Source organism: Pyxidicoccus fallax (assembly GCF_012933655.1).
Lineage (GTDB): Bacteria > Myxococcota > Myxococcia > Myxococcales > Myxococcaceae > Myxococcus > Myxococcus fallax.
This window is the reverse complement of sequence record NZ_JABBJJ010000019.1, coordinates 53,852-76,698: the sequence shown is the minus strand read 5'-3', so window position 1 is coordinate 76,698 and position 22,847 is coordinate 53,852. Positions and strand designations below refer to the sequence as shown.

Below are 22,847 nucleotides of genomic sequence, written 5' to 3'. Positions count from 1 at the left end.
GCCCAGAAGGCCCCCGCCGACTCCGCTCCGACCACCCCGCCCGGGGAGCAGCGCCTGCCGGCCGGGCAGGTGATGCCCCCGGACATGGGCGCCGCGCTCGCATCCGTCGCGCCGCTGGTGGACTCCGTGAATGACGCCGTCGTCAGCGTGGAGGTCCGCGCGGCGGCTCCGTCGGTCCGCACGCGCGGCGGCTCGCCCTTTGGCGGAGACGAGGAGTCACCCTTCGACGGCTCCCCCTGGGGGCCCTTCACCCCGTTCGGCCCTCCGGGCCCGCGCGAGGAGGCACCGCGCCAGGGGCTCGGCTCGGGCTTCATCATCGACGCGCAGGGCCTGGTGCTCACCAACAACCACGTGGTGGAGGATGCCCGGGACATCCAGGTGCAGCTGCCGGACGGGCGCGAGCTGGCCGCGAAGGTGCTGGGCACGGATCCGCTCACGGACGTGGCCCTGCTGCAGCTCCAGCTCCCGCCCGACTCGAAGCCGCTGCCGGTGGTGCGCCTGGGTGACGCGGACGCGCTGCGCGTGGGCGACTGGGTGGTGGCCATCGGCAACCCCTTCGGCCTGAGCTCCAGCGTCAGCCTCGGCATCATCTCCGCCAAGGCGCGCAACATCGGCGCGGGCCCTTACGACGAGTTCCTCCAGACGGACGCCGCCATCAACCCCGGCAACTCCGGCGGCCCGCTCTTCAACCTCCGGGGCGAGGTGGTGGGCATCAACACCGCCATCATCGGCCAGGGCTCCGGCATCGGCTTCGCGGTGCCCAGCAACCTCGTCCGCGCGCTGCTGCCCCAGCTGGAGAAGGAGGGCGCCGTCACGCGCGGGTGGCTGGGCGTCGTCGTGCAGGACCTGACGCCGGACCTGGGCGAGGCGCTGGGCGTGCCCGCGCGCGAGGGCGCCATCATCACCGAGGTCACCGAGGACACTCCGGGCGCCGCGGCGGGCCTCCAGTCCGACGACATCATCGTCTCCGCGGACGGGCAGCCCATCGACTCCGGCCGCGCCCTCACGCGCACGGTGGGGCTGAAGTCCCCGGGCACCGCGCTCACGCTATCCATCTTCCGGGCTGGCGAGCCGCGGGAGGTGAAGGTCACGCTGGGCACCCGGCCGGACCTGGAGGGAGTGGCGTCCCGGCCCCGGCCAGAGGAGCCCGCGGCACCGGCGGACGAGCGCGTGGGCCTCGTCATCTCGGACATGGACGCGCGACTGGCGCGGACCCAGGAGCTGCCGCCGTCGGGCGCGCTGGTCGTGAGGGTGGCCCCGGGCTCGGTGGCGGAGCGCGCGGGCCTGGCGCCGGGCATGGTGGTGGTGGAGGCGCGCGGTCAGCCCGTGCGCCGCGCCCGGGACTTCGTGAAGGCCCTGCGCGAGGCGGGCCCCGGCGAGTCCGTGCTGCTGCGCGTGGCGGCGCCCGGTGGCCGGCGCGAGCTGCGCGCGCTCACGGTGCCGGCGGAGTAGGCGCTCGGGCCAGCAGCACGCGCGGGTGCAGCAAGAGGGCGACGGCCTCGCGCACCGTCCAGTAGAAGCGGTCCACCGCGTTGAGGTTGCGCTCCGTCTCCAGCGCGGGGCTGGTGCCCACGTCCAGGCCGTTCAGCCGGAAGTACTGGCGCGCGCGCAGCAGGTGGTACGGGTCCGACACCACCACCACGCGCCGCGCGCCCGCTTCGCGCAGGAGCTTCGCCGCGAAGCGGGCGTTCTCCTCCGTGGAGTGGCTCTCCTCCTCCAGCACGCACGCCTCCGCCGGCACGCCCAGCCGCGTCGCCAGCGCCAGCATCACCCGCGCCTCGGAGGGCGGGTTGACGCCCACGCCTCCGGAGAAGACGAGCCGGGGCGCCAGTCCCCGCCGGTACAGCTCCACCGCCTTCTCCGTGCGCGCCCGCAGCGCGCCGGAGGGCACGCCGCCCGGCAGCACCCGCGCGCCCAGCACCACCACCGCGTCCGCGGCCTCCACCCGCTCGCGCTGGCCGAAGCGGTCCACCACGAAGGCCAGGCCGAAGACGCCAAACGTCAGCGCGCCTCCCGTCACGAGCAGGAGGCGACGCAGGCGCCCGGGTCGGGCGGACAGGGAGGCGGGTGGCACCGGCCCAGGGTAGCCGTGCCCGGGCCGGGCCGCGAGTCCTCCTCGTCAGGGGTCGAAGCCGCCAAGGAAGGCGTCACGCCGGCCGCCCCTCGGGGCCGCGAGCGTCCCGGCGCCGAAGTCCACCTCGGAGATACGCGAGCCGGCCAGGGCGCACACGCCGGTGGTGGCGTGCGACGAGACGAAGAAGCGGTCCCCGGACACGTCCGTGTTGGGCGGGTGGTTCATGGGGAAGCCACGCACCCACCGCAGCGAGCCGTCGATGCGGTCCAGCTTGGCGACGAAGAGGTTGGACTGCACGCCCGGCACGCCCGCCATGGGCCCGGTACCCAGGTCGTCCCCGTCCTCGTACCGGCCGACGACGACGGCGCCGTCCTCGTAGTCCATGGAGACGTCCAGGCCGGACCAGCCGAAGACGCGCATCCAGCGCTCGTTGCCCTCACGGTCGAAGGCCACCACGTACGCGTCGCTCCAGCTCCCCTTCGCATGGTACGTGCGCCGCATGAAGGTCACCGGCTTGATGAAGTAGCCGGTCATCAGCACGCGGTTGCCATGCACGGCCACGCCGCCGGTGGAGCCGTACTCCGTCTCCAGCGTCCGCTCCCACAGGATGTTGCCCTCGGCGTCCAGCTTGATGAGGAAGGGCCGGAAGTCCGTCTCCCCCGGCTGCCGCAGGAAGAAGTAGCCCGCCAGGTAGGAAGCGCCGTCGCTGTCCACCGCCACGCCCCGCGCGCGGCCCTCACGCGTGTCGGCATGCAGCCACAGGAAGTCGCCGTCCGCCCCCAACTTCAGCAGCGCGGGCACCTCCCCCACCGCGGAGTCCGGAAGGTTGCCCGCCAGCACCATGTTGCCCGAGCGGTCCGTGTCCACGCGGTGCAGGGCGAAGGAGTCGGACACGCCGAGCGACTCCAGCGAGCGCGCCCACACGAAGTCCCCGTCCCGGTCCAGCTTGAGGATGAAGCGCCCGGCGGGCAGCGCCCCGCTACCGAAGTCCACCCCGGCCGGGTTGCGGCCCGCGACAATCACGTGACTCTGCGAGTCCACCGTGACGGCCTCCGCGAAGCCCTTCAGGGGCAGCGACCACAGGCGCTCGCCGGACGGGCCGTACTTCGCCACCACGAAGGTGTCCGGCGCGTACGAGGCCAGCGCGCCCTCCCCGTCCGCCAGCAGGTCGGAGGGAGCGCCCTCCATCAGGTTCACCGCGGTGACGGCGTTGCCGAGCGAGTCATGGGCCAGCCCCGCCACGAACTCCTTGCCCACCCCGTCCAGCGACTGGAGCCAGCGCGTCTCGCCGCTCGCCGCGGCCGCGGCCACCGGCTCGCTCCCCGCCACCTTCGTCAGCGGCGCCACCTCCGAGGGGCCCTGGAAGTCCCCCTCACGTCCCTCCTCCTCCACCGGCCCACCGCACGCCGCCAGCACGAGTGCCGCGCACGCACCCCAACGCCAACCCCAACCAAGCCGCATGTCCCGTCCCCCACCGCTGCGCCCGTGTCCACGCGGACAGCGGGCGTCACACCGCACGGACGGTGGGGATTCAGCCATCCAGGGACCACTCCCCCTTCAAGTGCATTGACTCCCACGGACACCCGTCAGTCCAAGGATGCCGGGAGGGCAGGCGACCGGACGAGCGCACTGGACGGCTCGGGCCCCGGTGCGCTCCAATCCCCCGTGCCATGACCGAACAGGAAGCGACGAAGGTGCTGACGGACGCGGAGCTGGTGCCCTGCGCGGAGATGCAGCTGATGGACGCGCGGCGGTTGGTGGAGGCCTGTCTGGGCGCGGACGTACCGGCGCTCGTCCACCGCGAGGCGTGTGGAAAGATGGGCTGCAGCCCGAAGTTCCAGGTGCTGGTGCGCCCCGAGGACGGGCCCCGCGTGGCCGCCATCCTCCAGCAGCGCTGGGCGGACAGCCTGGAACGCGAGGGGCTCCTGCCCCAGGGCGCCATGCGCCAGGCCGCGGCCGCCCCCAGCGAGGATGGCGAGCCCCCGTGCCCCGCGTGTGGCACCGCCGCCCCCCTGGTGGCGGGGGCCTGTGCCGACTGCGGGCTTCAGCTCGAGTAGGCAGGCGAGCGCTCGGACGCTTTCCGCACGTTTCCGTTTCTTCCTGGAGTGGCCCGCAGCACAATGCGGCGCCCGCCACCTCACGGCGCGCGGGCGCGCAAGGGGCCACTCAGGAGAGCACACGCAATGGAAGTCAAAGGCGTCGCATTCCTCGCTCGGCAGCAGATGATGGCGCAGTCCCATGGCGAGGCGACCTGGAAGAGCTTCCTCACGGACTTCGCGAAGAAGGAGCCGTTCTTCGCCAACCCCATCATGCCGGTGACGCGCATGCCGGTGGAGGCGTTCCTCCGCCTCAACGAGGAGCTGCTGACGCGCTTCTATGGCGGCAACCAGAGCGCGTGGTGGCAGTTCGGCATCAAGTCCGCCGAGTACGCGCTCAGCCAGGGCCAGCTCAAGACGATGTTCAGCCAGGGGGACCTGCGGCGCTTCCTGCTGTTCACCCCCGGCATCTGGAAGGGCTACTTCACCGCGGGCGACCTGAGCGTCAACCCGGGCCAGGACAGCACGGACCTGAGCATCACCAACGTGCCCCGGCCGCACGTGTACTTCGAGCTGTCCGTCATGGGCTTCGCCCACGGAGGCCTCAACTACCTGGGCGCGAAGAACCTCTCGCACCAGGTCATCAAGGGCTACACCAAGGGCGACAAGGACGTGCTCTACCGCTTCAACGTGAGCTGATGAACACCCGCGAGGCCCTTCCCGCGCCCGTCAGGCGCGGAAGGGGCTTCAGGGCGCGGAGCCGGTGGAGACGGACGCCGGGGTGTCGCGCTCGGCCACCGCCGGAGTGGACTCCGGGTTCAGCCGCAGGTCCGCCACCACGGGGTAGTGGTCCGACACGTCCACGGGCAGCACCCGGCTGGAGACAGGTGTGAAGGCGTCACACGCCAGCACGTAGTCGATGCGCAGCGTGGGCAGGAAGAGGGGCATCGGGTACGTGCCCTTCGCGCCGCCGGTGGTGGCCACCACGTCACGCAGGTCGCGCCGCAGCAGGCGGATGGGGCGCGAGCCCGGGTCGTCGTTGAGGTCGCCCATCAGCAGCTTGGGACGCGGGTCCGCCGCCATCAGCCGGGCCACCAGCGCGCTCTGGCGCACGCGCGCGTCTCCGTTGAAGGGACGACGGATGAGGTGAGTGAGGTAGACGCTCACCTCGCGCCCGTCCACCTGGAGCACCGCGTGGGCCAGGGTGCGGGGCTCCGCGTTGGCGGGCACCGGCAGCGGGTACTGCGCCAGCGACTCCAGCGGGAAGCGCGACAGCAGGGCGATGCCATAGGCGCCGCCGAACAGCTCCGTGGTGCGGAAGTGCGCGCGGTGCGGCAGGCCGGTGAGGCGTGACAGCTCCGCCACCTGGTCCAGGCCCCCCGCGCGGGTGGAGCCGACGTCCACCTCCTGCAGCGCGACGACGTCCGGCACCGAGGCGCGGATGACTCGCGCCACGTTCTCCAGCCCGCGGGCGCCGGACTGGATGTTGAAGGTCATCACCCGCAGCTCCCCCGCCTTGCGCTGCACGGTGGAGACCGGCGCCTCCGGGGGACGAATGCCGGGGCCGGTCGCACACGCGAGCGGCCCCATCAGGAACAAGATGGGAAGGAGTCGGCGGAGGTGCATGTCGGAAGGGCGCGGATGTTAGGCCGCGCCGCTCCGTCCTGTCGCCCCACCCCCTTGGGCCCGTCCGCCGGGCGGGCGGACGGCCGTGCACCGCGGCATGGGCCTTCGTGGGCCCAAACGCCCTAGCGGCGGCGGCGCAGGCGAGCGCCCAGCACCATCAGCGCCGCGCCCAGAAGCGGCGCGCCACCGGTGGCGGAGCAGCCGCCCTCGTCATCGCCACCACCGCCACCGCCGCTGCCCACGGTGATGGTCTTCTTGCTCATGGCCGAGCTGTCACCGTCCTGGGTGCCCTTGCCGTCAGCGGAGTTGCCGGCGCCGAAGAGGTTGATGGTGCCCGCGCTGGCCGGGGCCACGAGGGTGAAGTCGAACTCCACGCGGCCGTTGGTGAAGGCCTTCGGCCCGGAGTGCGTCAGCTCCTCGCTCTGCTTGCGCTGGCCCGTGCCGGCCGTGAGCGTGCCGTTGTCCACCGCCACGTTGAAGCCGCCGCGGACAGCCGGGCCGCCGGTGATGACGAGCTTGTAGCTGCCGGTGGCGCCCGGCGCGAGGGTATCCGGCCCCTCGATCGTCACGGAAGGCGCCGCGCCGCCCCCGGTGTGGCAGCCGGAGTTCATGCACGTCATGTTGGCCTGCTTGCCGCTGTGGCCAACCTGACCGGCGGAGGTGGCAAGGGCGGAACCGGAGACGAGGCACGCCGCGATGACGCCAGCAGCCTTGAGGGACGAGAGGGACGACCGCATGGAGAAGCCTCCTGGAGACGAACGACAGGGGAAGGAGGCCCTTCTTAGCGCGACGCACCGACTGTTCACAGCCTCACTCAGCGCGCACCTGCCCTCATCAGCAGTGCACAGGCTTCGTCACGCAGTTGAGACAGGGTGTGCCGCGTGTTGCCACCGGCATTTTCCAGTCCCGCCACCAGCGACAGCAGGCCATGCGCCACCGTCCACGCGACGTTGGCCAGCCGGCGCGGCTGGAACCCCGGAGCCAACCGGCCCGCGCGCACGTCGGCCTGGAGCTTCGCCTCGAGCGCATCGTTGAGCCGGGCGCTCAGTGCATAGACGCGCTCCTTCTGCGAGTCGGACTGGCGGCCCATCAGCTGGGGCCAGAGGTAGACGATGCGGAAGCCGTCCAGGTCCTCCGCGTACAGGTCCACCTTGGCCCGCACCAGCGCCGCGAGCGCCTCCACCCCACTGTCCGCGGAGGCCACCGCCGCCTCCAGCACCTCCACCTCGCGCGTCAGCCCCTCCACCGCCAGCTCCCCGACGAGGTCCTCCTTGGAGCGGAAGTAGTAGAAGAGGGACGGCTTGCTCAGGTCTGCCTCCTGGGCCACCGCCTCCAGCGTCAGCCCCGCCACCCCACCGCGCACCAGCACCGCGCGCGCGGCGACGAGGATGGCCTTGCGGCGTCCCTCCTGACGGCGCGCCTTGCGGGCCTCGCGTGCCTCGTCGCCCACCTCGGGCGCCTCGGGCGCCGTGTCCCGGGACGGCGCGCGGCGGCGGACCGCGGGGGGCTTGCGCCCGCCTCCGCTACTGGAGCCGGCGGAAGGCATTCGCCAGCGCCTCCTGGCCGCCGCGCTCCACCACGTCGCCGTGGCACACCACCACCCGCTCCGCGTTCCACGCCAGCACCTTGTCCAGCGACGCGCGCACCGCGCCCATGTCCTTCATGAGGACGGCCCTGGCGAGGTACGTCGTCCCCAATTGCCGCCAGGCCCCGCTGAACTTCAGGTACGTGCGGGTGAGCCACGAGTCCGTCCGGTGGATGTTGAAGGCCAGGTCTGTCAGCAGCACCGTGCGGCTGGGGCGGTGGAAGAAGACGTACTCGTCGAACTCCGGCATCCCCCGGACGTGCACCTGGTCGATGACGCCCGCCCAGCCCGCGTCCGGCGTGTCCCCCAGCTCCAGGTCGATGCGCAGGTCCGGCCGCTTGCGCCTCAGGCCCGCTGGCGCCGCCACCTTCGCCTCCGGGTACGCCGCCGCCCAGTCTTGCATGGCCAGGTGGTGCCAGAGGTTCGGCGCCACCAGGAAGCGCACCGGCCCCAGCGCGTCCACCGCGGCACGTGCCTCGGGGCTGAAGCGGACGGGCGAGTGCACCCACAGCCCACCGTCCGGCAGGCGGATGACCGTCATCCGGCCTCCCAGGTCGAAGAGGCCGACCTTGAAGGGGACCGTCAGGACGTGGATGCCGTCGACGACAGGTTGAAGCATTGGAATCTCCAAGAAGTGTGTTTCGACCTTCGTTTCTTATTTTGACCGGCGGTCGAAAAAATCGCAACCCGTTCTTCGGGACGGGAGACGTCCGGGGCGACGGGGCCGTTGATTTCCGGGTGGGCCCGGCGTAGGCAACCGTCCTCTTTCACCGACTAGAAGAAGGGTGCTCCGCACATGGCCGAGAAGCTCACGCCCCGCGAGAAGGGCTTTTCCGAGTGGTACGTCGACCTGGTCCAGAAGGCGAAGCTCGCCGACTACTCGGACGTGAAGGGCTGCATGGTCATCCGGCCCAACGGCTACGCCATCTGGGAGAACATGCAGCGGGTCCTGGACAAGATGTTCAAGGACCTGGGCCACAAGAACGCCTACTTCCCGCTGCTCATCCCCGAGAGCTACCTCAAGAAGGAGGCCGAGCACGTCGAGGGCTTCAATCCGCAGCTGGCCGTCGTCACCCACGCGGGCGGCGCCAAGCTGGAGGAGCCCTACGTCATCCGCCCCACGAGCGAGACCATCATCAACCGCTCGTTCGCCAAGTGGATTCAAAGCTACCGCGACCTGCCGCTGCTCCTGAACCAGTGGGCCAACGTGATGCGCTGGGAGATGCGCACGCGCCTGTTCCTGCGGACGACGGAGTTCCTCTGGCAGGAGGGCCACACCTGCCACGAGACGGAGGAGGACGCGGAGAAGGAGACGCTCCAGATGCTGGAGGTCTACCGGACGTTCGCCGAGGACTACATGGCGATGCCGGTGCTGCCGGGCCGCAAGTCCGAGTCCGAGCGCTTCGCGGGCGCGCTGCGCACGTACAGCATCGAGGCGATGATGCAGGACAAGAAGGCGCTGCAGGCGGGCACCAGCCACAACCTGGGGCAGAACTTCGCCAAGGCCTTCGACACGCAGTTCCAGGGCCGTGACGGCAAGCAGCACCACGTGTGGCAGACGTCGTGGGGCGTGTCCACGCGCCTCATCGGCGGCCTCATCATGACCCACTCGGACGACGCGGGCCTCATCGTCCCGCCGAAGCTGGCGGCCACGCACGTGGTGGTCATCCCCATCATGGGCAAGGCGTCGGACGCGGAGAAGGCGCAGGTGCTGGAGAAGAGCCACGCGCTGGCGGCGGACCTGCGCAAGGCGGGCCTGGGCGTGGTGGTGGACGACGACGACAGCAAGAGCCCCGGCTTCAAGTACAACGAGCACGAGTTGGTCGGCACGTGCATGCGCATCGAGCTGGGGCCCAAGGACCTGGCCAAGGACTCGTGCGTGATGGTGCGCCGCGACGTGAAGCAGAAGGAGTTCGTCGCGCTGGGCGAGGCCGTGTCCAAGGCCCAGGCCATGCTGGACGCCATGCAGAAGGACCTGTTCAACAAGGCCAAGGCCTTCCGCGACGCGAACACCTTCGAGGTCAACTCCTACGAGGAGATGAAGGAGAAGGCGGACGCGGGCTTCTTGCTGGCGCACTGGAACCTGGACCCGAAGGTGGAGGCGCGCATCAAGGAGGAGACGGGCCTCACCACGCGCTGCCGGCCCTTCGCCCTCAAGCAGGAGCCGGGCAAGTGCGTCGTCACCGGCGAGCCCTCGCCGGGCCGCATCGTGTTCTCCAAGGCGTACTGAGCCGCCGCTGAGTCCCTGAAGGACGGAGGGCCGGACGTGGGGGGTGTTCCCGCATCCGGCCCTTCGTGCGTTCCAGGAGGCCTCAGACGGTGAACGGCGTCTGACGCTCGAAGGCACTGTTGGGGTAGCCGATGACGGAGTAGTTGGGCGTCTGAAGCGGCGGCATCCGGCGGACGATGCGGCGGTGGAAGGTGCGGTGGCTGCCGCGGAACTTCCCGCCGTTGTAGACGCGCAGCAGGTTGGCGGTGAACAGGCCATTGAAGGTGCCATCACTGGAGAGCTGGTTGTCCTGGCAGCCCGAGATGAGGAGCACCGTCGCCTTCACCATCGAGCGCGCGTCCTGCTTCGGCAGCGCATCCATGACGGCGTCATACATGGCCCTGTTGTTGCGGTAGGTGCGCAGGGCAATGCCCACGGGCATGTCCTTGAAGCGCCGCTCCGCGGCCTCCGTGTCCTGCACGGTGTCCGCCAGCATCTCCAGGCTGCCGCTGTTGCGCAGCGCCGCGTACGCCATCCTGCTCACCGTGCCGCTGTGACAGCTGTCGGAGAACATCAACACGCGCACGTCCTGCCTCAGCTTGGAGAGCGCCACGTAGATTTCGTCGTCGATGAGCTCTCCGTCGTAGAGCACCCACGTCTCATCCTGGGCGTCCACCTCGTCGTTGTTCCTGTCGGGCAGCTGGCCGCCGTGCCCCGAGTACGTCAGCAGGAAGAGGTCACCGGGTTGCAGCACCTGGGCCGCCTCGTCCAGCTCCTTCACGATGCGCTCGCGCGTCGCCTCGCGCGTCAGCACCTTGCGCACTGTCCCGAAGTCCTGCGCGCGGGCGATGAGCTCCATGTCCTCCGCGTCCGCCTCGCAGGCCAAGAGCGCGCCGTCCCACCCCGCGTAGTGCGCCGGGTCCACCGAGTTCAAACCGATGTTCAACGAATATCCCTGAGCCATGAGACACACTCCTCCCCTGTTTCCCGGAGGGAGTGCCGCGCCCGGAGTTGTGATGGAACAGGGGGCGCGTTGCGCTCAGTGGGCCGCGCGCAGGGCGGTTCTCGCGGGAACGAAGGTGGCCACCGGCTCGGCCTTGCCCGCCACCGACAGGGGGGCGGCTGGCTGGAAGTCGAAGCCGCCCTCGCACCGCCGCATCGTCGCTCCGGACACGAGCATGGGGACGCCTACCTTCTTGGTGAGCCCTTCAATCCGGCTGGCCAGGTTCACCGCGTCGCCAATCACCGTGTACTCGCGGCGCTGCTCGCTGCCCACGTCGCCCACCACCACGCGCCCGGTGTGGATTCCAATGCCGATGCGCAGCGGCTCCTCGCCCCGGGCGACGCGCTCGGCGTTGAGGGCCTCCAGCGCCTCCAGCATGGCCAGCCCACAGGCCACCGCGGCGCGCGGGTGCCCCGGCAGCTCCAGCGGCGCGCCGAAGTACGCGAGGATGCCGTCGCCGATGAACTTGTCGAGCGTCCCTCCGTGGCGGAACACCACCTCCACCATGCGCGAGAGGTACTCGTTGAGCAGCGCCACCACCTGCGGGCTGTCCATCCGCTCGGACATGGAGGTGAAGCCGCGGATGTCGGAGAAGAGCAGCGTCACCTCGCGGTGCTCGCCATCCCGGGACTCGGCGCCGCGCTCGGCGATTTGACGGGCCACCTCGGGGGAGAAGTAGCGGCCCAGGCGCTCGCGGTGCACCTCCTCGCGCGCCACCTCCGTCACGAGGCGCAGCACCTGCCGGCCGATGAACAGCGCCGCCAGCGCGGCCAGCGACAGCACCATCACCAGCCCCAGCAGGAAGGACTCTCTCGGCAGGCCCGACAGGAAGGCCAGCCGCGCCTCCAGGAGGATGGCCACCGCGGCCGCCACCGCCACGCTCCGCCGCGACAGCGTCACCAGGGCCACGATGATCACCAGGGTGACGAACACGCCCAGCGTCAGCAGCGCGGTGGGCACCGGCGTGGGCGTCGTCTGGATGGCCCACCCCTGGAGGAAGAAGATGGCCGGCATGTCGATGACAGCCAGGAACAGGGCCGACCTGCGCCCGAGCACCAGGAAGCGCCGCGCGCCGAGCCACAGCAGCAGGGCCACGCCCAGGTAGGCGAGGAGCCAGCCTCGGGGGACGAGCCACGCGTCCAGCTCCGCCAGCAGCAACCAGCACGCCGCACCCGCGAACCGGAGCCGGTTGAGCCACTCACCCACCTGGGCCCGCCAGCCGTCCAGCCGGCGCTGGAGCGTGTCCTCGACCTCGGGGCGCTTCCGCATGAGTCGTGGACGGTAGCCCAATCCGCCGGGCCCCTCCAGGTAGGGGCTGGCGGCGGGCCGTATCTCCCGGGTGGGCTATCTTCACGGACATGGCGAGCATCGGTCACGCGGCGGTGGGCATGGCGTTGGGGCGGTACGAGGCGGGAGGCGCGTCCTGGCGCCGGCGGGTGGCCGCCATGGCGCTGTTCTCCCTGCTCGCCCTGCTGCCGGACGCGGACGTGGTGGCCTTCGGGTTCGGCATTCCCTACTCCGCGCCCTGGGGGCACCGGGGCGCGTCGCACTCGTTCGTCTTCGCCGCGGGCATGGCGCTCGTCGTGGCTGGAGTCGCGCGAGCCCTGCGCGCTTCGGCCGTGAGGTGGGGCGCGCTCGCCTTCGTCGCGGTGGCCAGCCATGGCGTGCTGGACGCGCTCACCAATGGCGGCCTGGGCGCGGCGCTGTTCTGGCCGTTCTCGCATGGGCGCTTCTTCGCCCCCGTGCGCCCGCTGCCGGTGGCGCCCATCGGCGCGGGCATGCTGTCCGCGCGCGGGCTGTATGTCGTCGCAGTGGAGCTGCTCGCCTTCATCCCCTTCTGGGTCTACGCGCTCTGGCCGCGTGGACGCCGACAGGAGCCGTGAGCCATGCGCCTGTTCACCGCCGTCACGCTGGGCACCACGATTGAAGAGCGCACCGTCGCCGAGCTGCAGCGACTGCGCGCCGTGGCGCCCCACGTCCGCTTCGTGAAGTCCGAGGGCGTCCACCTCACCCTGGTGTTCCTGGGCGAGGTGGAAGAGGCACGGCTGCCGTCGATTCGTGAAGCGCTGGAGCCCGTGGGCCCACGACACGCGCCGTTCGTCTTGAGCGTGGGCGATGGGGGCAGCTTCGGCTCTCCGTCGCGTCCGCGCGTGCTCTGGGCGGACGTGCGTGGAGCGACGGACGCGCTCAAGGCGCTCCAGGCGGACGTCTCCACCGCACTCGAGCCGCTGGGCTTCAAGCCCGAGCACCGTGAGTACACCGCGCACCTGACGCTGGCGCGCTCGAAGGACCCGCGCGGAGACCCGGCGCTGGCCCGGTGCGTGAAAGCCCTGGAGGGCGCGGACTTCGGCGAGGGGCGCGTGGACCGGCTGGTGCTCTTCGAGAGCAAGGGCGGGCATTACCACTCCCGCCTGGACGTGCCGCTCACCCGCGTGGGGTGATGGTGCTCACCGGCGGCGCTGGCACCCGGGCTGCATTGCCTGGGGGCAGGCGCGGGTAAGCGCCGGAAAGGACTCGACGATGCGGTGGAGTGTGCTGTTGGCGGTGTGGCTCGGAGCCCACGGCGCGGTCGCGGCGCCACGGGGTGGCCTGGAGGAGACGCTGCGGACGGGGGACATCGTGCTGCACACCTCGCGCTCGCGGCAGTCCCAGTTCATCCAGGTGGCGACGGAGAGCCCGCTGTCCCACGTCGGCATGGTCGAGGTAACGCCCGAGGGCACCTGGGTGGTGGAGGCCGTGCAGCCGGTGCAGCGCGTGCCGTTCGCGAAGTGGAAGGCGCGGGGCGCGAAGGGCCGCATCATGGTGCTGCGGCCGAAGGAGCTGAGCGACGCGCAGCGGCAGCAGGCCGTGGCCGCGGCGAAGGCGCACCTGGGCAAGCCTTATGACCTGCGCTTCACGTGGGACGACGAGGCGATGTACTGCTCGGAGCTGGTGCGCAAGGCGTACGCCCAGGGGGCGGGCGTGGAGTACGGGAAGATGGAGCGGCTGGGCTCGCTCAAGCTGAAGGGGCTAGAGCAGCCCCTGCGCGAACGTTACGGGAAGGTGCCGCTGGACCTGGAGTTGGTGACGCCCGCCAGCCTGGCCGTGGATGCACGGCTGGAGATGGTGTACTCGGACTTCCCGTCGGTGCGGTAGCAGAGGCGGGGAGTGCGCAGGAATCCGGGCGCGAGGATAGAATGGGCGCCATGCGACGCGTCCTGTGGCTCCTCCCTCTCCTCGCGCTTGCGGGTTGCAAGAAAGAGACTGCTCAAGGTGCCGTGAGGCTCACGGTGGCCTACGACGGTTTCCGACCTGGCTGTGTGCTCGTGATGGCCCGAGACGTGGCCAGCGGCAAGGAACTCTCCGAGCAAGTGGCGGACGAGCGCGTCCCCACCAGTGGCTCCTTCCTGGTGGGCGTGCTCGCCCAGGAGGATTGGGGCAACACCGTGGAGGTGGAAGCCCGCGCCTTCGAGCGCGCCTGCGCCGGCACGCCCGTGGTGCGCAACTCGGAGCAAGTCACGCTCACGGCCGGCAAGGTGACCGAGGCGACGTTGCAGCTCGCCGCGACGGATGGGGACAAGGATGGCTATGTGGCCACTCGCAGTGGCGGTACGGACTGCGATGACGGGGATGCCGATGTCCACCCGGGCGCCACGGAGCGTTGCAACCAAGAGGACGACAACTGCAATGGGCAGGCTGACCAGCAGGAACTGTCGCTGGAGCAGAGTTGCACCAATGCCCAGAGCTGCTCGGGTACCCGCCGCTGTGGGGACAATGGGCAGGTCGTCTGCGACGTTCCCAATGGCACCGTGGGGTACCCGGACGCGGACCGGGATGGCCACGGTGACAAGAAGGCTCCGGCGGAGTCCTTCTGCAATGGCGTACCGGCGGGCTACGTCGCGGGCCCGGCGACGGATTGTGATGACAGCAGCGCCAACGTGCGACCCGGCGCGGTGGAGCGCTGCAACGACGTGGACGACAACTGCGACGGCAACGTGAACGAGGGCATCCCCGCTCCCGGCACGCCGTGCATGGGTGAGTTCCAGTGCAGTGGCCAGTACGCGTGTGACACCGTCAGCGGGAATGCCGTCTGCAATACCACCCAGCAGCCGTCGAACTGGATGCTCGATGAGGACGGTGATGGCTACGGCGGCGGCACGGTGACCCGGTCCTGCGTCTCTCCTGGCGCCGGATACATCACGCAGGCTGGTGACTGCAGGGAGGGGAACCCATTCACGTACCCGGGTGCGCCGGAGATCTGCGACGCGGAGGACAACAACTGCGACGACCAGGTCGAGGCTACTTCAGTGTGCTCCGATCCCCGCTGGGTAGCCCAGACCGTGTCGGCGATCACTTTCAACTGGCGCTCCGTCGTGACACTGGCCTCTGGTGAGGTGGGAGTCGTCGGTAGCAACGATGTCCGCGCCCGGCTCCCCGCTGGTGGCACCTCGTTCCAGGCGACGACGCAGGGGTGCGGCAGCAACGTCGACCGGTACGCGCTCTGGGTCGACGCGAACAATGGCCGCGGCTACATGGGCTCGTTCGGGGGTCGACTCGACATCCAGGACCCCGGGAGCCTGAACTGCACCGCGTCACAGGACCTGAACCGTGAAATCCGGGGACTGGTTGGCATCAGGAACGGCACCAACCTTGAGATTCATGGCGTGACCCCCGCCTTCGACTTGTCCGGCGCAGGCTCGACGTTCATCTGGAATGGCGCCAGTACCCTCACCTACGGAACCACCCCGGTTGCTCCCCTGTATGACGTTCATGGCATCAACCGGAATGCGCTGTTCGCAGTGGGTGCGACTCTGGCCGGGCCGAGCCCTCGCATCTACCGCTTCAACCCGAGCAACGGGCAGTGGCAGCAGGAAACCCTCCCCAGCAACGTGGGGCAAGTCCGCCTCAATGGAGTCTGGGTGGTGAACGAGAAGCTCGCGTTCGCGGTGGGCACAGACAACACCGTGCTGAAGTGGGATGGCGCGACCTGGAGCAAGATGGCCTTCCCCGCCACTCACACCGACAACCTGACCTCCATCGTCGCGTTCGGCGCATCTTCCGCTTACGCCACCGCCTTCGCCGGTCGTATTTACCGCTATGACGGCCAGGACTGGCGAGTCGCCCACGAAACCACCAGCGCCAGGTTCAACGACATTGCCGGTACCAGCCCGGCGAACCTCTGGGTCGTGGGTGAAGGCGGCCAGATCTTCCACTGGCCCCAGTGGCCCTAATGACGTGACTCACCGCCCCCGCCGCGCCACCACGAAGCGGCGGGTGAAACGGAACGGCGTGCCTCGCGCGTGCGCCGGATAGGACTGGCGCAGCAGCGGCCGCAGTGTGTCCAGGAAGGCCCTCCCCTCCTCCGGATTCAACGCCGCCAGCACCGGCCGCAGCGTGGTGCCCAGCAGCCATTCCAGCACCGCGTCCTCGCCCGGCAGCACGTGCAGGTACGTCGTCTCCCACGCATCCACGGTCAGCCCCAGGTCGGACAGCAGCGACTCGTAGACCTCGATGGGCCCAGCATGGCCCCGGCGCACCGACTCCAGCTTCGTCGCGAAGCGTGGCAGCGCCCGCACCTCGTCGATGTGCCGGTGCGAGGGCGCGTCGAAGTTCGCCGGAATCTGGAACGCCAGCACCCCACCCGGCGCCAGCTTCTCCACCAACCTCCGCAGCAGCGCGCCGTGGTCCGGCACCCAGTGCAGCGCCGCATTGGAGACCAGCACATCCAGTGGCGCGGGCGGCTCCCAGCCCGCGAGGTCCGCCACATCGAAGCGCAGTGACTCCGACGAGGGACGGCGGCGCGCCTCCTCCACCATCGCGCTGGACGAGTCCACCCCGTACACCCGCGCTTCCTGCCACCGCTCGGTCAGCACGCGCGTGAGGTCTCCCGTGCCGCAGCCCAGGTCCGCCACGTGCGAGGGCGCGTCCACATCCACCCTCGCCAGCAGCTCGAAGAACGGACGCTTCCGCTCGTCACGGAAGTGCGAGTACTGCTTCGGATCCCACATGACGTCCACCCCCTGGCGATGCGGCAGGCACCGCGCGCCAGGAGGTGTAACGCACCGGCCCGCTCAGCGCTTCACTCGCAGCACCTGGAAGCCCCGGCCCGCCGTACCGAAGCCACGGATGTTGTCCATCCGCACCACCAGGTCCCCCGAGGGCAGCACACCCCACACGTCCGCCCGGCCGAACTCCGTGCTGCTCAGCCGCTCGTAGCGCAGCGTCTCCCTCCACGTCACTCCGTCCCCACTCGTGAAGAGGCGCGCGTACACGTCACCCGGCGCGGTGATGTCGCCCGCGCTCGCCCAGCCCGTGCCCATCACCCAGCCGCCCCCAGTCACCGGGAGCAGTGAGTACACGGGGCCCGGCAGCGTCATCAGCGCGTCCACGCGTCCGCTCGGGAAGAGGCGCAGCAGCTTCGGGTGCTCGGGCTCGTACAGCGTGGACTGGCCCAGCAGCAGCGAGCCGTCGGAGCGCACCACGCCCGCCACACCGTTCGCCGCGTACCCGCCGAGCACCTTCGTCCAGTTCCGCCCTCCATCCGTGGAGCGGAGCACCGCCGACTGCGCCGTGCTGCTACCGAACGTGGCCCACAGCGCTCCCGTCGTGGCGTCCGCGAAGAGCGCGTAACCATGCCGGTGCGCCGTCAGCGTGGAGCGCACCGTCCACGTGGCCCCGCCGTCTCCGCTGGCCCACAGGCGCACCGGCACGCTCGAGGAGGTGAAGGTCTGGTACTCCAGGAAGAAGAAGGTGTTCCCCAGCTCCGCGAAGCTCTGGGGCCCCTGCGCGCGGTAGCTGCCCAGGCTCACCGCGTCCTTCCACGTGCGCCCGCCGTCCGTGGAGCGCTGGAGGTAATAGACGCCGCTGCGGCTCGCCACCGCCAGCAGCGTGCCGTTCTTCATCGCGGCCACCGTCCACAAGTTGCCCCCACCCGACCCGCGCGCCGCGAAGGTGCGCCCACCGTCCGTGCTCGCCACCAGGCTCGAACGGCTCCCGTCCAGCGCCAGCGCGTACACCGTGCCCGCCCCGTCCACCGCGAGCACCTCGTGCGTGGTGTTGGTGTGCACGGCCTCCAGCGTGAAGGGCGCCGACGTGCCACCGTCCGGAACCGGAGTCCCGCCGTCCGTGCCCGTGCCGCCATCGGTGCCGGGCGTGCCGCCGTCCGTCGTCGTGCCACCGTCGGGCCAGGGCGTACCGGCATCCGTCCCCGTGCCGCCATCCGTGCCACCGTCGGGCCAGGGCGTACCGCCGTCCGTGCCCGTCCCACCGTCCGTGCCGCCATCCGGCCACGGCGTGCCGCCATCCGTCCCCCCATCCGGCGGAGGCTGCGGCTGCACCGCGAGCGCGACACGAGACACGGTGCCCCACGAGGCGGCATCGGGTGCATCGCCGAACAGGCACGGCACCTCGGTGCTCTCCTCGGGCAGCACGGCCACCGCGTTGGGGTAGCCCTTGAACGTCGTATTCCCATCGAGCGTCACCGCGCTCCCGAAGCTCCCGTCGCGCAGCACGCGCACGCGCAGCTCGTAGTGCTCGTTCAGCACGCGCATGCGGTTGTAGAAGACGTACAGCGTGTCGCCGATGCGGGTGATGGCCGCCTGCATCGCCCAGTCGGACGTGCCCTCCACCAGGACGCGAGCCCCGAAGGACGTCCCGTCGAAGTGGCGGTAGTAGAGGCGCTCCGTCTCGTCCTTGTAGACGAGGTGGAGGCCACCCCTGCCGTCCTCCACCGCGCTCAGCGCCGCGCCGTGGTAGATGCCGTCGGAGAACGCGTCGCGCACCGGCCCCCACGTGCCCAGCGGGTCCGAGTCATTGCGCACGCGCATCCGCGTGGGCTCGAAGCCGTCGTGCATGGCGTAGAAGAAGACGAGCTTCGTCCCCACGCTCATCAGCCGCCCGCCGCCCCGGCGCTTCACCCACCCGAGGTCCGGCTGGCGCACGAAGGTGGCGCCCCCATCCGTGGACACCGACACCACTGCGGTGGAGCTGCCATCCGGCTCCAGCCGGAAGGCCTGCACCCACAGCCGCCCGCGCGAGTCCCTCGCCAGCAGCGCCCGCGAGTAGCCCGTGCTGGAATCCGGCGAGTCCAACACCCGCACCGCCGGCTGCGGCACCCACGTGTCCGAGCCCGACTGGTAGCGCCACCACTGGAACCAGACGTCATGCCGGCTCGACGGCCCCAGCTTCGGGCCCTCGTACGAGTACACCAGCGCCACGTCCCGCCCCACCGCGAGCAGCTCCGCGCGGTCCGTGTGCGTGGCGTCCGACTGGATGTCCGCCACGCGACGGACGGTGCGCAACCCGTCCTCGGAGCGGTACAGCACCAGCCCCTTGCCGTCCCGGCCCCCGTGCTGGATGGCCACCAGCCACGTCGGCGCGCGTCCTGAACCTGTTTCGATGCGAACAATGTGACGCTGGGCTGGGAGCGTAAGGGCATTGCCCCCGCTCACCGGCACCAGCGAAGTGCCGCCCGCCGCGAGCACCGCGGCGAGCAGGGCACCAGCCAGCCCCGTCATTCCCTGTCCCCCTCCCGGTCAACTGCGCAAGGAAGCTAGGGACCGGGGCACAGGCAAGGAAACCGGGTCGAAACAACCACATGGGCCCCAAGCAGGGCCCGTCAGGCAACCGGGCGTCCAGGCACGCCACCTCGAAGAGCAACGTGCCGGAAGCCCGGAGAGGACTAGCGGGTGCCGCGACGGCGGCGGGTGCCCGCGTCGGGAGCGACGCCCGCGTCCACGGCGCCCGTGTCCACGCCAGCGTCACCCTCGATGCCGCCGTCACCCACGCCGCCGTCCGCGCCGCCCGCGCCAGCGCGCTCCACCGGCGGCGGCGGGTTGACGAGCGCCAGCGAGCCGAGGAACGCGTCCGCGCCCGGCGCGCCGATGCTCGGGTTGTAGAGGACGAGCATGGTGTAGAGGCGCGGGCCCACCAGGTAGTTGCGCGCCTTCACCTCGCCGTTGGGCGAGGACACCGTGTAGGACTTCCCGGGGTAGCCGTCGATGGTGATTTCCTGCTCGTTGCTGACGGTGCCCTTGAGCTGGTTGGTGAGACCGTCGCGGCCCTCGTTGAGGAAGGCCTCCGGAGGACGGGCGGCGACGACCTTCTCCGGGTAGTCCGCGATGCTGACGGAGTAGATGACGCCCTCGGGCGTCTGCAGCGAGTACGCCGCCGTGGCCACCTCACCCGCGGGGATGGTGACCTTCTGCCGCTGCTCCTGCGGCTTGCTCGGCATCTTCACCGAGAAGCCCTCCTGCGCGTCCACCTGGACGAACGCCGCGGCGGGGTCGGCCGTGGGAGCAGCCCCGGTGTCACCACCCTCGTGGGGGACCTCCTCAATCGTGGAGGAGGCCTGCTGGTTGTCAGCGGTCTTCTGCTGACCGGCGCACGCGGCGGCAATCAGCGCGAGGGTGGCAACGGCGGCGAGAAGTCGGGACACCGGGGGCATGGGCACGTTTCCTGATGGAGGTTGAACGCGGTGCGTCGATTGAATGAAGGTAAACGAACTGCTTGCCTGCTGACTACCCAAGATTGGGGGGCTTGCCAGTTTCCGTGCGACTTGTTTCATCGGCATCCGTCAGCGAGCGGACGTCTCGGGGGTACCCCCCCTTGATTACAGGACACCCCGGAAGCTCCGGCGACCCTACTCGCCCAGGTACGCGCGGCGAACCTCGGCGCTCTCCAGCAGCGCCTTGCCGGGGCCCGCCATTACCACCTCGCCCGTCTCCAGCACGTAGCCATAGTGGGCCGAGTTGAGCGCCAGGTGGGCGTTCTGTTCCACCAGCAACACGGATACGCCCGTGGCGTTCACATCGCGCAGGGTGCGGAAGATGGTCTCCGTCACCTGCGGCGCCAGCCCCAGGGACGGCTCGTCCAGCAGCAGCAGCTGGGGCCGGCTCAGGAGCGCGCGGGCGATGGCCAGCATCTGCTGCTCGCCGCCGGACAGCGTGCCCGCCAGCTGCTTGCGCCGCTCCTTGAGCACCGGGAAGAGCGTGAAGCCCTTCTCCAGGTCCTCCTGGATGGCGGCCGTGTCCTTGCGCAGGTACGCGCCCAGCTCCAGGTTCTCCAGCACGGTGAGGTTGGGGAACACGCCGCGGCCTTCCGGCGCGTGCGCCATGCCCCGCGGCACCAGCTGGTGCGCCTTGAGGGACGTGGTGTCCTTGCCCTCGAGCGTAATCCGCCCCGCGCTGGGCTTGAGCATGCCGCTCACCGCGCGCAGGGTGCTCGTCTTGCCGGCGCCGTTGGCGCCGATGAGGGCCACCACCTCGCCCTTGCCCACCGTGAGCGACACACCCTTCAGCGCCTGGATGGCGCCGTAGTGCACCTTGATGCCCTCCACCGTCAGCAGCGGCGGGAAGGACCGGCGCTCGCCCAGCGTCTTGATTTGCGCCTCGCTCACGCCGCCCCTCCGTGGCTCTCCAGGTAGCTGTCACCCAGGTAGGCCTCGATGACCTTCCTGTCGCTGCGCACCTGCGCCGGAGCGCCCCGGGCAATCGTCTCCCCGTGGTCCAGCACGGTGATGTGCTCGCAGATTCCCATGACCAGCTTCATGTCGTGCTCGATGACGAGCACGCCCAGTTGGAAGTCGTCGCGCAGCTTGCGGATGAGCACCATCAGGTCCGCCTTCTCGCGGGTGTTCATGCCCGCCGCGGGCTCGTCCAGGAGCAGCACCTTGGGCTTCGTCCCCAGCGCGCGGGCAATCTCCAGCCGGCGCTGCTCGCCGTAGGGCAGGTTGCGCGCCTCCTCGTCGCGGCGGTGCGACAGGCCCATCACCTCCAGGAGGTGCTCCGCCTGACGCGTCAACTCCCGCTCCTCCGCCTGGAAGCCCGGGGTGAGCAGCAGCGCCCGCCACCAGTCGCGGTAGTTGCCCAGCGCGTTCTTCATCTTCGCGCCCACGCCCAGCACGTGCGGGTGCAGCGCGCCCTGCGCCCGGCACGCCACCTTCACGTTGTCCAGCGCGGTGAGCGCGCGGAACAAGCGGATGTTCTGGAAGGTGCGCGCCAGCCCCAGGTGGTTGATTTGATGCGGCTTGAGCCCGTTGACGCGCTGGCCGCCCACGTGCACGTCGCCGCGGGTGGGCTGGTACACGCCCGTCAGCACGTTGAACGCGGTGGACTTGCCCGCGCCGTTGGGGCCGATGAGGCCCAGCAAATCCCCCTGGCGGATGGTGAGCGAGAAGTCCGTCAGCGCCTTGAGGCCGCCGAACTGGATGCTCACCCCGTCCGCCTGGAGCAGCGGGGCCTGGGCCCCTCCCGTCACGCTCACGGCCGCGCTCACGACAGCCCCCTGCGCTTGCGCGGAATCCACCGCGGCAGCACGTCCCAGAGTTCCCGCACGCCAAACAGCCCCTGCGGCCTGGACAGCATCAGCACCACCAGCAGCAGGCCGTAGATGGGCATGCGAATCTGGTCCACCTTCTGCGCCAGCGAGCCCTCGGTGCCCAGCGCGTTGAACAGCGAGCGCATGCCCTCGGGCAGGAGCGTCAGCAGGATGGCCGCGACGATGGCGCCCGTGGTGGAGCCCAGGCCTCCCAGCACCACCATGACGACGATTTCCATCGACTTCACGAAGGTGAAGGAGCCGGGGTTGATGATGGGCACGAAGTGCGCGAACAGCCCGCCGGCGATGCCCGCGAAGAACGACGAGATGACGAACGAGCGGACCTTGTAGCCCGTGGTGTCCACGCCCATGGCCTCGGCGGCCACCTCGTCCTCGCGGATGGCCCACAGGCTGCGGCCGTGGCTGGAGCCGGCGATGCGCCGCGCCACCAGCACCACGAGGAACACCCAGAAGTAGACCATGTACGGGCTGGAGTACTGGGGGATGCCGGACAGGCCCAGCGCGCGGCCGAACGCGTTCGTGTTCTGCACCACCACGCGGATGATTTCGCCGAAGCCCAGCGTGACGATGGCCAGGTAGTCACCGCGCAGCCGCAGCGACGGCAGGCCCACGAGGAAGCCGCACGCCGCCGCCGCGAGGCCGCCCACCAGCAGCGCCACGGTGAAGAGCACCTGGTCGCTGGCCGCCACCGGGAGGAAGGACAGCGCCACCTCCTTGAGGTTCAGCGACAGCACGCCGGAGATATACGCCCCCACCGCCATGAAGCCCGCATGGCCGATGGAGAACTGGCCCGTCATCCCGTTCACGATGTTGAGACTCACCGCGAGGATGATGTTCACCCCCATCACCGACAGGAGGTAGACGGCGAAGGGGGACTCGCTGACCAGCCACTGGAACAGCGCCAGCAGCACCAGCGCCACCAGGACGGGGAAGATGCCGCGGAGGCCCGCCGGAATGACGGAGCGGGCCTCGGGGACGGGGAGCGCGGGGGTCTCCAT

General features: G+C 70.4%; 22 protein-coding genes. 8 read left to right on the top strand and 14 right to left on the bottom strand.

Translation table 11 applies throughout. The features are described 5' to 3' along the window. Positions 1–1,452: trypsin-like peptidase domain-containing protein (locus HG543_RS06465; protein WP_169343796.1), on the top strand; the 1,452-nt coding region annotated here is incomplete at its 5' end. On the opposite strand, the gene HG543_RS06460 is transcribed toward HG543_RS06465, so the two are convergent. Then, positions 1,433–2,074: a YdcF family protein gene (locus HG543_RS06460; protein ID WP_169343795.1), complete on the bottom strand. Its 642-nt coding sequence runs from the start codon at positions 2,072–2,074 to the stop codon at positions 1,433–1,435. The genes HG543_RS06465 and HG543_RS06460 overlap by 20 nt on opposite strands. A gap of 45 nt (positions 2,075–2,119) precedes the next feature. Further along, positions 2,120–3,535, bottom strand: a complete 1,416-nt coding sequence (locus HG543_RS06455; RefSeq protein ID WP_169343794.1) for a hypothetical protein — start codon at positions 3,533–3,535, stop codon at positions 2,120–2,122. 209 nt (positions 3,536–3,744) lie between these two features. On the opposite strand from HG543_RS06455, the gene HG543_RS06450 reads away from it, so the two are divergent. Together HG543_RS06450 and HG543_RS06445 are read left to right on the top strand one after the other, a co-directional pair. Beyond that, positions 3,745–4,131, top strand: a complete 387-nt coding sequence (locus tag HG543_RS06450) for a hypothetical protein (protein WP_169343793.1) — start codon at positions 3,745–3,747, stop codon at positions 4,129–4,131. A 126-nt stretch (positions 4,132–4,257) separates the two neighbouring features. After that, positions 4,258–4,809 carry a hypothetical protein gene (locus HG543_RS06445; RefSeq protein ID WP_169343792.1) on the top strand — a complete coding sequence of 184 codons (552 nt, stop codon included), beginning with the start codon at positions 4,258–4,260 and terminating at the stop codon, positions 4,807–4,809. A 48-nt stretch (positions 4,810–4,857) separates the two neighbouring features. Here the strand turns inward: HG543_RS06445 and HG543_RS06440 are convergent, their stop codons facing one another. The 4 genes from HG543_RS06440 to HG543_RS06425 all read right to left on the bottom strand — a co-directional run bounded on the left by HG543_RS06440 (position 4,858) and on the right by HG543_RS06425 (position 7,940). Then, the gene (locus HG543_RS06440; RefSeq protein ID WP_343073289.1) at positions 4,858–5,637 is read right to left on the bottom strand and encodes an endonuclease/exonuclease/phosphatase family protein; all 780 of its coding nucleotides are present in this window, start codon (positions 5,635–5,637) and stop codon (positions 4,858–4,860) included. Positions 5,638–5,858: 221 nt separating this feature from the next. Next, entirely contained in the window at positions 5,859–6,473 is a 615-nt protein-coding gene (locus tag HG543_RS06435; protein ID WP_169343790.1) for an MXAN_6652 family MXYO-CTERM-anchored protein, read from the bottom strand. A gap of 77 nt (positions 6,474–6,550) precedes the next feature. After that, the gene (locus HG543_RS56205) at positions 6,551–7,282 is read right to left on the bottom strand and encodes a TetR/AcrR family transcriptional regulator (protein ID WP_169343789.1); all 732 of its coding nucleotides are present in this window, start codon (positions 7,280–7,282) and stop codon (positions 6,551–6,553) included. Further along, positions 7,260–7,940: a DUF4336 domain-containing protein gene (locus tag HG543_RS06425; protein ID WP_169343788.1), complete on the bottom strand. Its 681-nt coding sequence runs from the start codon at positions 7,938–7,940 to the stop codon at positions 7,260–7,262. Before HG543_RS06425 ends, HG543_RS56205 begins: the two co-directional genes overlap by 23 nt. Positions 7,941–8,117: 177 nt before the next feature. On the opposite strand from HG543_RS06425, the gene proS reads away from it, so the two are divergent. Continuing rightward, on the top strand, positions 8,118–9,551 hold the full coding sequence (proS, locus tag HG543_RS06420) for a proline--tRNA ligase (RefSeq protein ID WP_169343787.1): 1,434 nt from the start codon (positions 8,118–8,120) through the stop codon (positions 9,549–9,551). A gap of 82 nt (positions 9,552–9,633) precedes the next feature. On the opposite strand, the gene HG543_RS06415 is transcribed toward proS, so the two are convergent. Next, positions 9,634–10,494 (bottom strand): caspase family protein, encoded by an 861-nt coding sequence (locus HG543_RS06415; protein ID WP_169343786.1) that lies wholly within the window; start codon positions 10,492–10,494, stop codon positions 9,634–9,636. Positions 10,495–10,569: 75 nt separating this feature from the next. Then, positions 10,570–11,802: an adenylate/guanylate cyclase domain-containing protein gene (locus HG543_RS56200; protein WP_169343785.1), complete on the bottom strand. Its 1,233-nt coding sequence runs from the start codon at positions 11,800–11,802 to the stop codon at positions 10,570–10,572. Positions 11,803–11,891: 89 nt separating this feature from the next. Between HG543_RS56200 and HG543_RS06405 the strand changes: the two genes are divergently transcribed. The 4 genes from HG543_RS06405 (at position 11,892) to HG543_RS06390 (ending at position 15,743) form a co-directional block, all read left to right on the top strand. Continuing rightward, the gene (locus HG543_RS06405) at positions 11,892–12,416 is read left to right on the top strand and encodes a metal-dependent hydrolase (protein ID WP_169343784.1); all 525 of its coding nucleotides are present in this window, start codon (positions 11,892–11,894) and stop codon (positions 12,414–12,416) included. Between the two features lie 3 nt (positions 12,417–12,419). Then, a complete protein-coding gene (gene thpR, locus HG543_RS06400; RefSeq protein WP_169343783.1) occupies positions 12,420–12,974 on the top strand; it encodes an RNA 2',3'-cyclic phosphodiesterase in 555 nt (184 codons plus the stop codon). Between the two features lie 79 nt (positions 12,975–13,053). Beyond that, on the top strand, positions 13,054–13,668 hold the full coding sequence (locus HG543_RS06395; RefSeq protein WP_169343782.1) for a YiiX/YebB-like N1pC/P60 family cysteine hydrolase: 615 nt from the start codon (positions 13,054–13,056) through the stop codon (positions 13,666–13,668). A gap of 50 nt (positions 13,669–13,718) precedes the next feature. Continuing rightward, on the top strand, positions 13,719–15,743 hold the full coding sequence (locus HG543_RS06390; RefSeq protein ID WP_169343781.1) for a putative metal-binding motif-containing protein: 2,025 nt from the start codon (positions 13,719–13,721) through the stop codon (positions 15,741–15,743). Positions 15,744–15,752: 9 nt separating this feature from the next. On the opposite strand, the gene HG543_RS06385 is transcribed toward HG543_RS06390, so the two are convergent. From HG543_RS06385 to HG543_RS06360, 6 genes are all read right to left on the bottom strand, one after another. Next, positions 15,753–16,520, bottom strand: coding sequence for a methyltransferase domain-containing protein (locus HG543_RS06385; RefSeq protein ID WP_169343780.1), 768 nt, complete (start codon positions 16,518–16,520; stop codon positions 15,753–15,755). Between the two features lie 63 nt (positions 16,521–16,583). After that, complete coding sequence (locus HG543_RS06380; protein ID WP_169343779.1) at positions 16,584–19,028, bottom strand: sialidase family protein; 2,445 nt, start codon at positions 19,026–19,028, stop codon at positions 16,584–16,586. A gap of 164 nt (positions 19,029–19,192) precedes the next feature. Beyond that, positions 19,193–19,957, bottom strand: coding sequence for a hypothetical protein (locus HG543_RS06375; protein ID WP_211193764.1), 765 nt, complete (start codon positions 19,955–19,957; stop codon positions 19,193–19,195). 195 nt (positions 19,958–20,152) lie between these two features. Further along, positions 20,153–20,908: an ATP-binding cassette domain-containing protein gene (locus HG543_RS06370; RefSeq protein ID WP_169343777.1), complete on the bottom strand. Its 756-nt coding sequence runs from the start codon at positions 20,906–20,908 to the stop codon at positions 20,153–20,155. Continuing rightward, positions 20,905–21,786 carry an ATP-binding cassette domain-containing protein gene (locus tag HG543_RS06365; RefSeq protein WP_169343776.1) on the bottom strand — a complete coding sequence of 294 codons (882 nt, stop codon included), beginning with the start codon at positions 21,784–21,786 and terminating at the stop codon, positions 20,905–20,907. The genes HG543_RS06370 and HG543_RS06365 overlap by 4 nt, the downstream gene beginning before the upstream one ends. Then, positions 21,783–22,847 carry a branched-chain amino acid ABC transporter permease gene (locus HG543_RS06360; RefSeq protein WP_169343800.1) on the bottom strand — a complete coding sequence of 355 codons (1,065 nt, stop codon included), beginning with the start codon at positions 22,845–22,847 and terminating at the stop codon, positions 21,783–21,785. The genes HG543_RS06365 and HG543_RS06360 overlap by 4 nt, the downstream gene beginning before the upstream one ends.

What these genes read in the sequence shown, in the direction of transcription:
- HG543_RS06455 (WP_169343794.1), bottom strand. Translation starts at nt 3,535, where the DNA reads ATGCGGCTTGGTTGGGGTTGGCGTTGGGGTGCGTGCGCGGCACTCGTG.
- HG543_RS06450 (WP_169343793.1), top strand. Translation starts at nt 3,745, where the DNA reads ATGACCGAACAGGAAGCGACGAAGGTGCTGACGGACGCGGAGCTGGTG.
- HG543_RS06445 (WP_169343792.1), top strand. Translation starts at nt 4,258, where the DNA reads ATGGAAGTCAAAGGCGTCGCATTCCTCGCTCGGCAGCAGATGATGGCG.
- HG543_RS06435 (WP_169343790.1), bottom strand. Translation starts at nt 6,473, where the DNA reads ATGCGGTCGTCCCTCTCGTCCCTCAAGGCTGCTGGCGTCATCGCGGCG.
- HG543_RS56205 (WP_169343789.1), bottom strand. Translation starts at nt 7,282, where the DNA reads ATGCCTTCCGCCGGCTCCAGTAGCGGAGGCGGGCGCAAGCCCCCCGCG.
- HG543_RS06425 (WP_169343788.1), bottom strand. Translation starts at nt 7,940, where the DNA reads ATGCTTCAACCTGTCGTCGACGGCATCCACGTCCTGACGGTCCCCTTC.
- proS (WP_169343787.1), top strand. Translation starts at nt 8,118, where the DNA reads ATGGCCGAGAAGCTCACGCCCCGCGAGAAGGGCTTTTCCGAGTGGTAC.
- HG543_RS06415 (WP_169343786.1), bottom strand. Translation starts at nt 10,494, where the DNA reads ATGGCTCAGGGATATTCGTTGAACATCGGTTTGAACTCGGTGGACCCG.
- HG543_RS56200 (WP_169343785.1), bottom strand. Translation starts at nt 11,802, where the DNA reads ATGCGGAAGCGCCCCGAGGTCGAGGACACGCTCCAGCGCCGGCTGGAC.
- HG543_RS06405 (WP_169343784.1), top strand. Translation starts at nt 11,892, where the DNA reads ATGGCGAGCATCGGTCACGCGGCGGTGGGCATGGCGTTGGGGCGGTAC.
- thpR (WP_169343783.1), top strand. Translation starts at nt 12,420, where the DNA reads ATGCGCCTGTTCACCGCCGTCACGCTGGGCACCACGATTGAAGAGCGC.
- HG543_RS06395 (WP_169343782.1), top strand. Translation starts at nt 13,054, where the DNA reads ATGCGGTGGAGTGTGCTGTTGGCGGTGTGGCTCGGAGCCCACGGCGCG.
- HG543_RS06390 (WP_169343781.1), top strand. Translation starts at nt 13,719, where the DNA reads ATGCGACGCGTCCTGTGGCTCCTCCCTCTCCTCGCGCTTGCGGGTTGC.
- HG543_RS06385 (WP_169343780.1), bottom strand. Translation starts at nt 16,520, where the DNA reads ATGTGGGATCCGAAGCAGTACTCGCACTTCCGTGACGAGCGGAAGCGT.
- HG543_RS06380 (WP_169343779.1), bottom strand. Translation starts at nt 19,028, where the DNA reads ATGACGGGGCTGGCTGGTGCCCTGCTCGCCGCGGTGCTCGCGGCGGGC.
- HG543_RS06375 (WP_211193764.1), bottom strand. Translation starts at nt 19,957, where the DNA reads ATGCCCCCGGTGTCCCGACTTCTCGCCGCCGTTGCCACCCTCGCGCTG.
- HG543_RS06360 (WP_169343800.1), bottom strand. Translation starts at nt 22,847, where the DNA reads ATGGAGACCCCCGCGCTCCCCGTCCCCGAGGCCCGCTCCGTCATTCCG.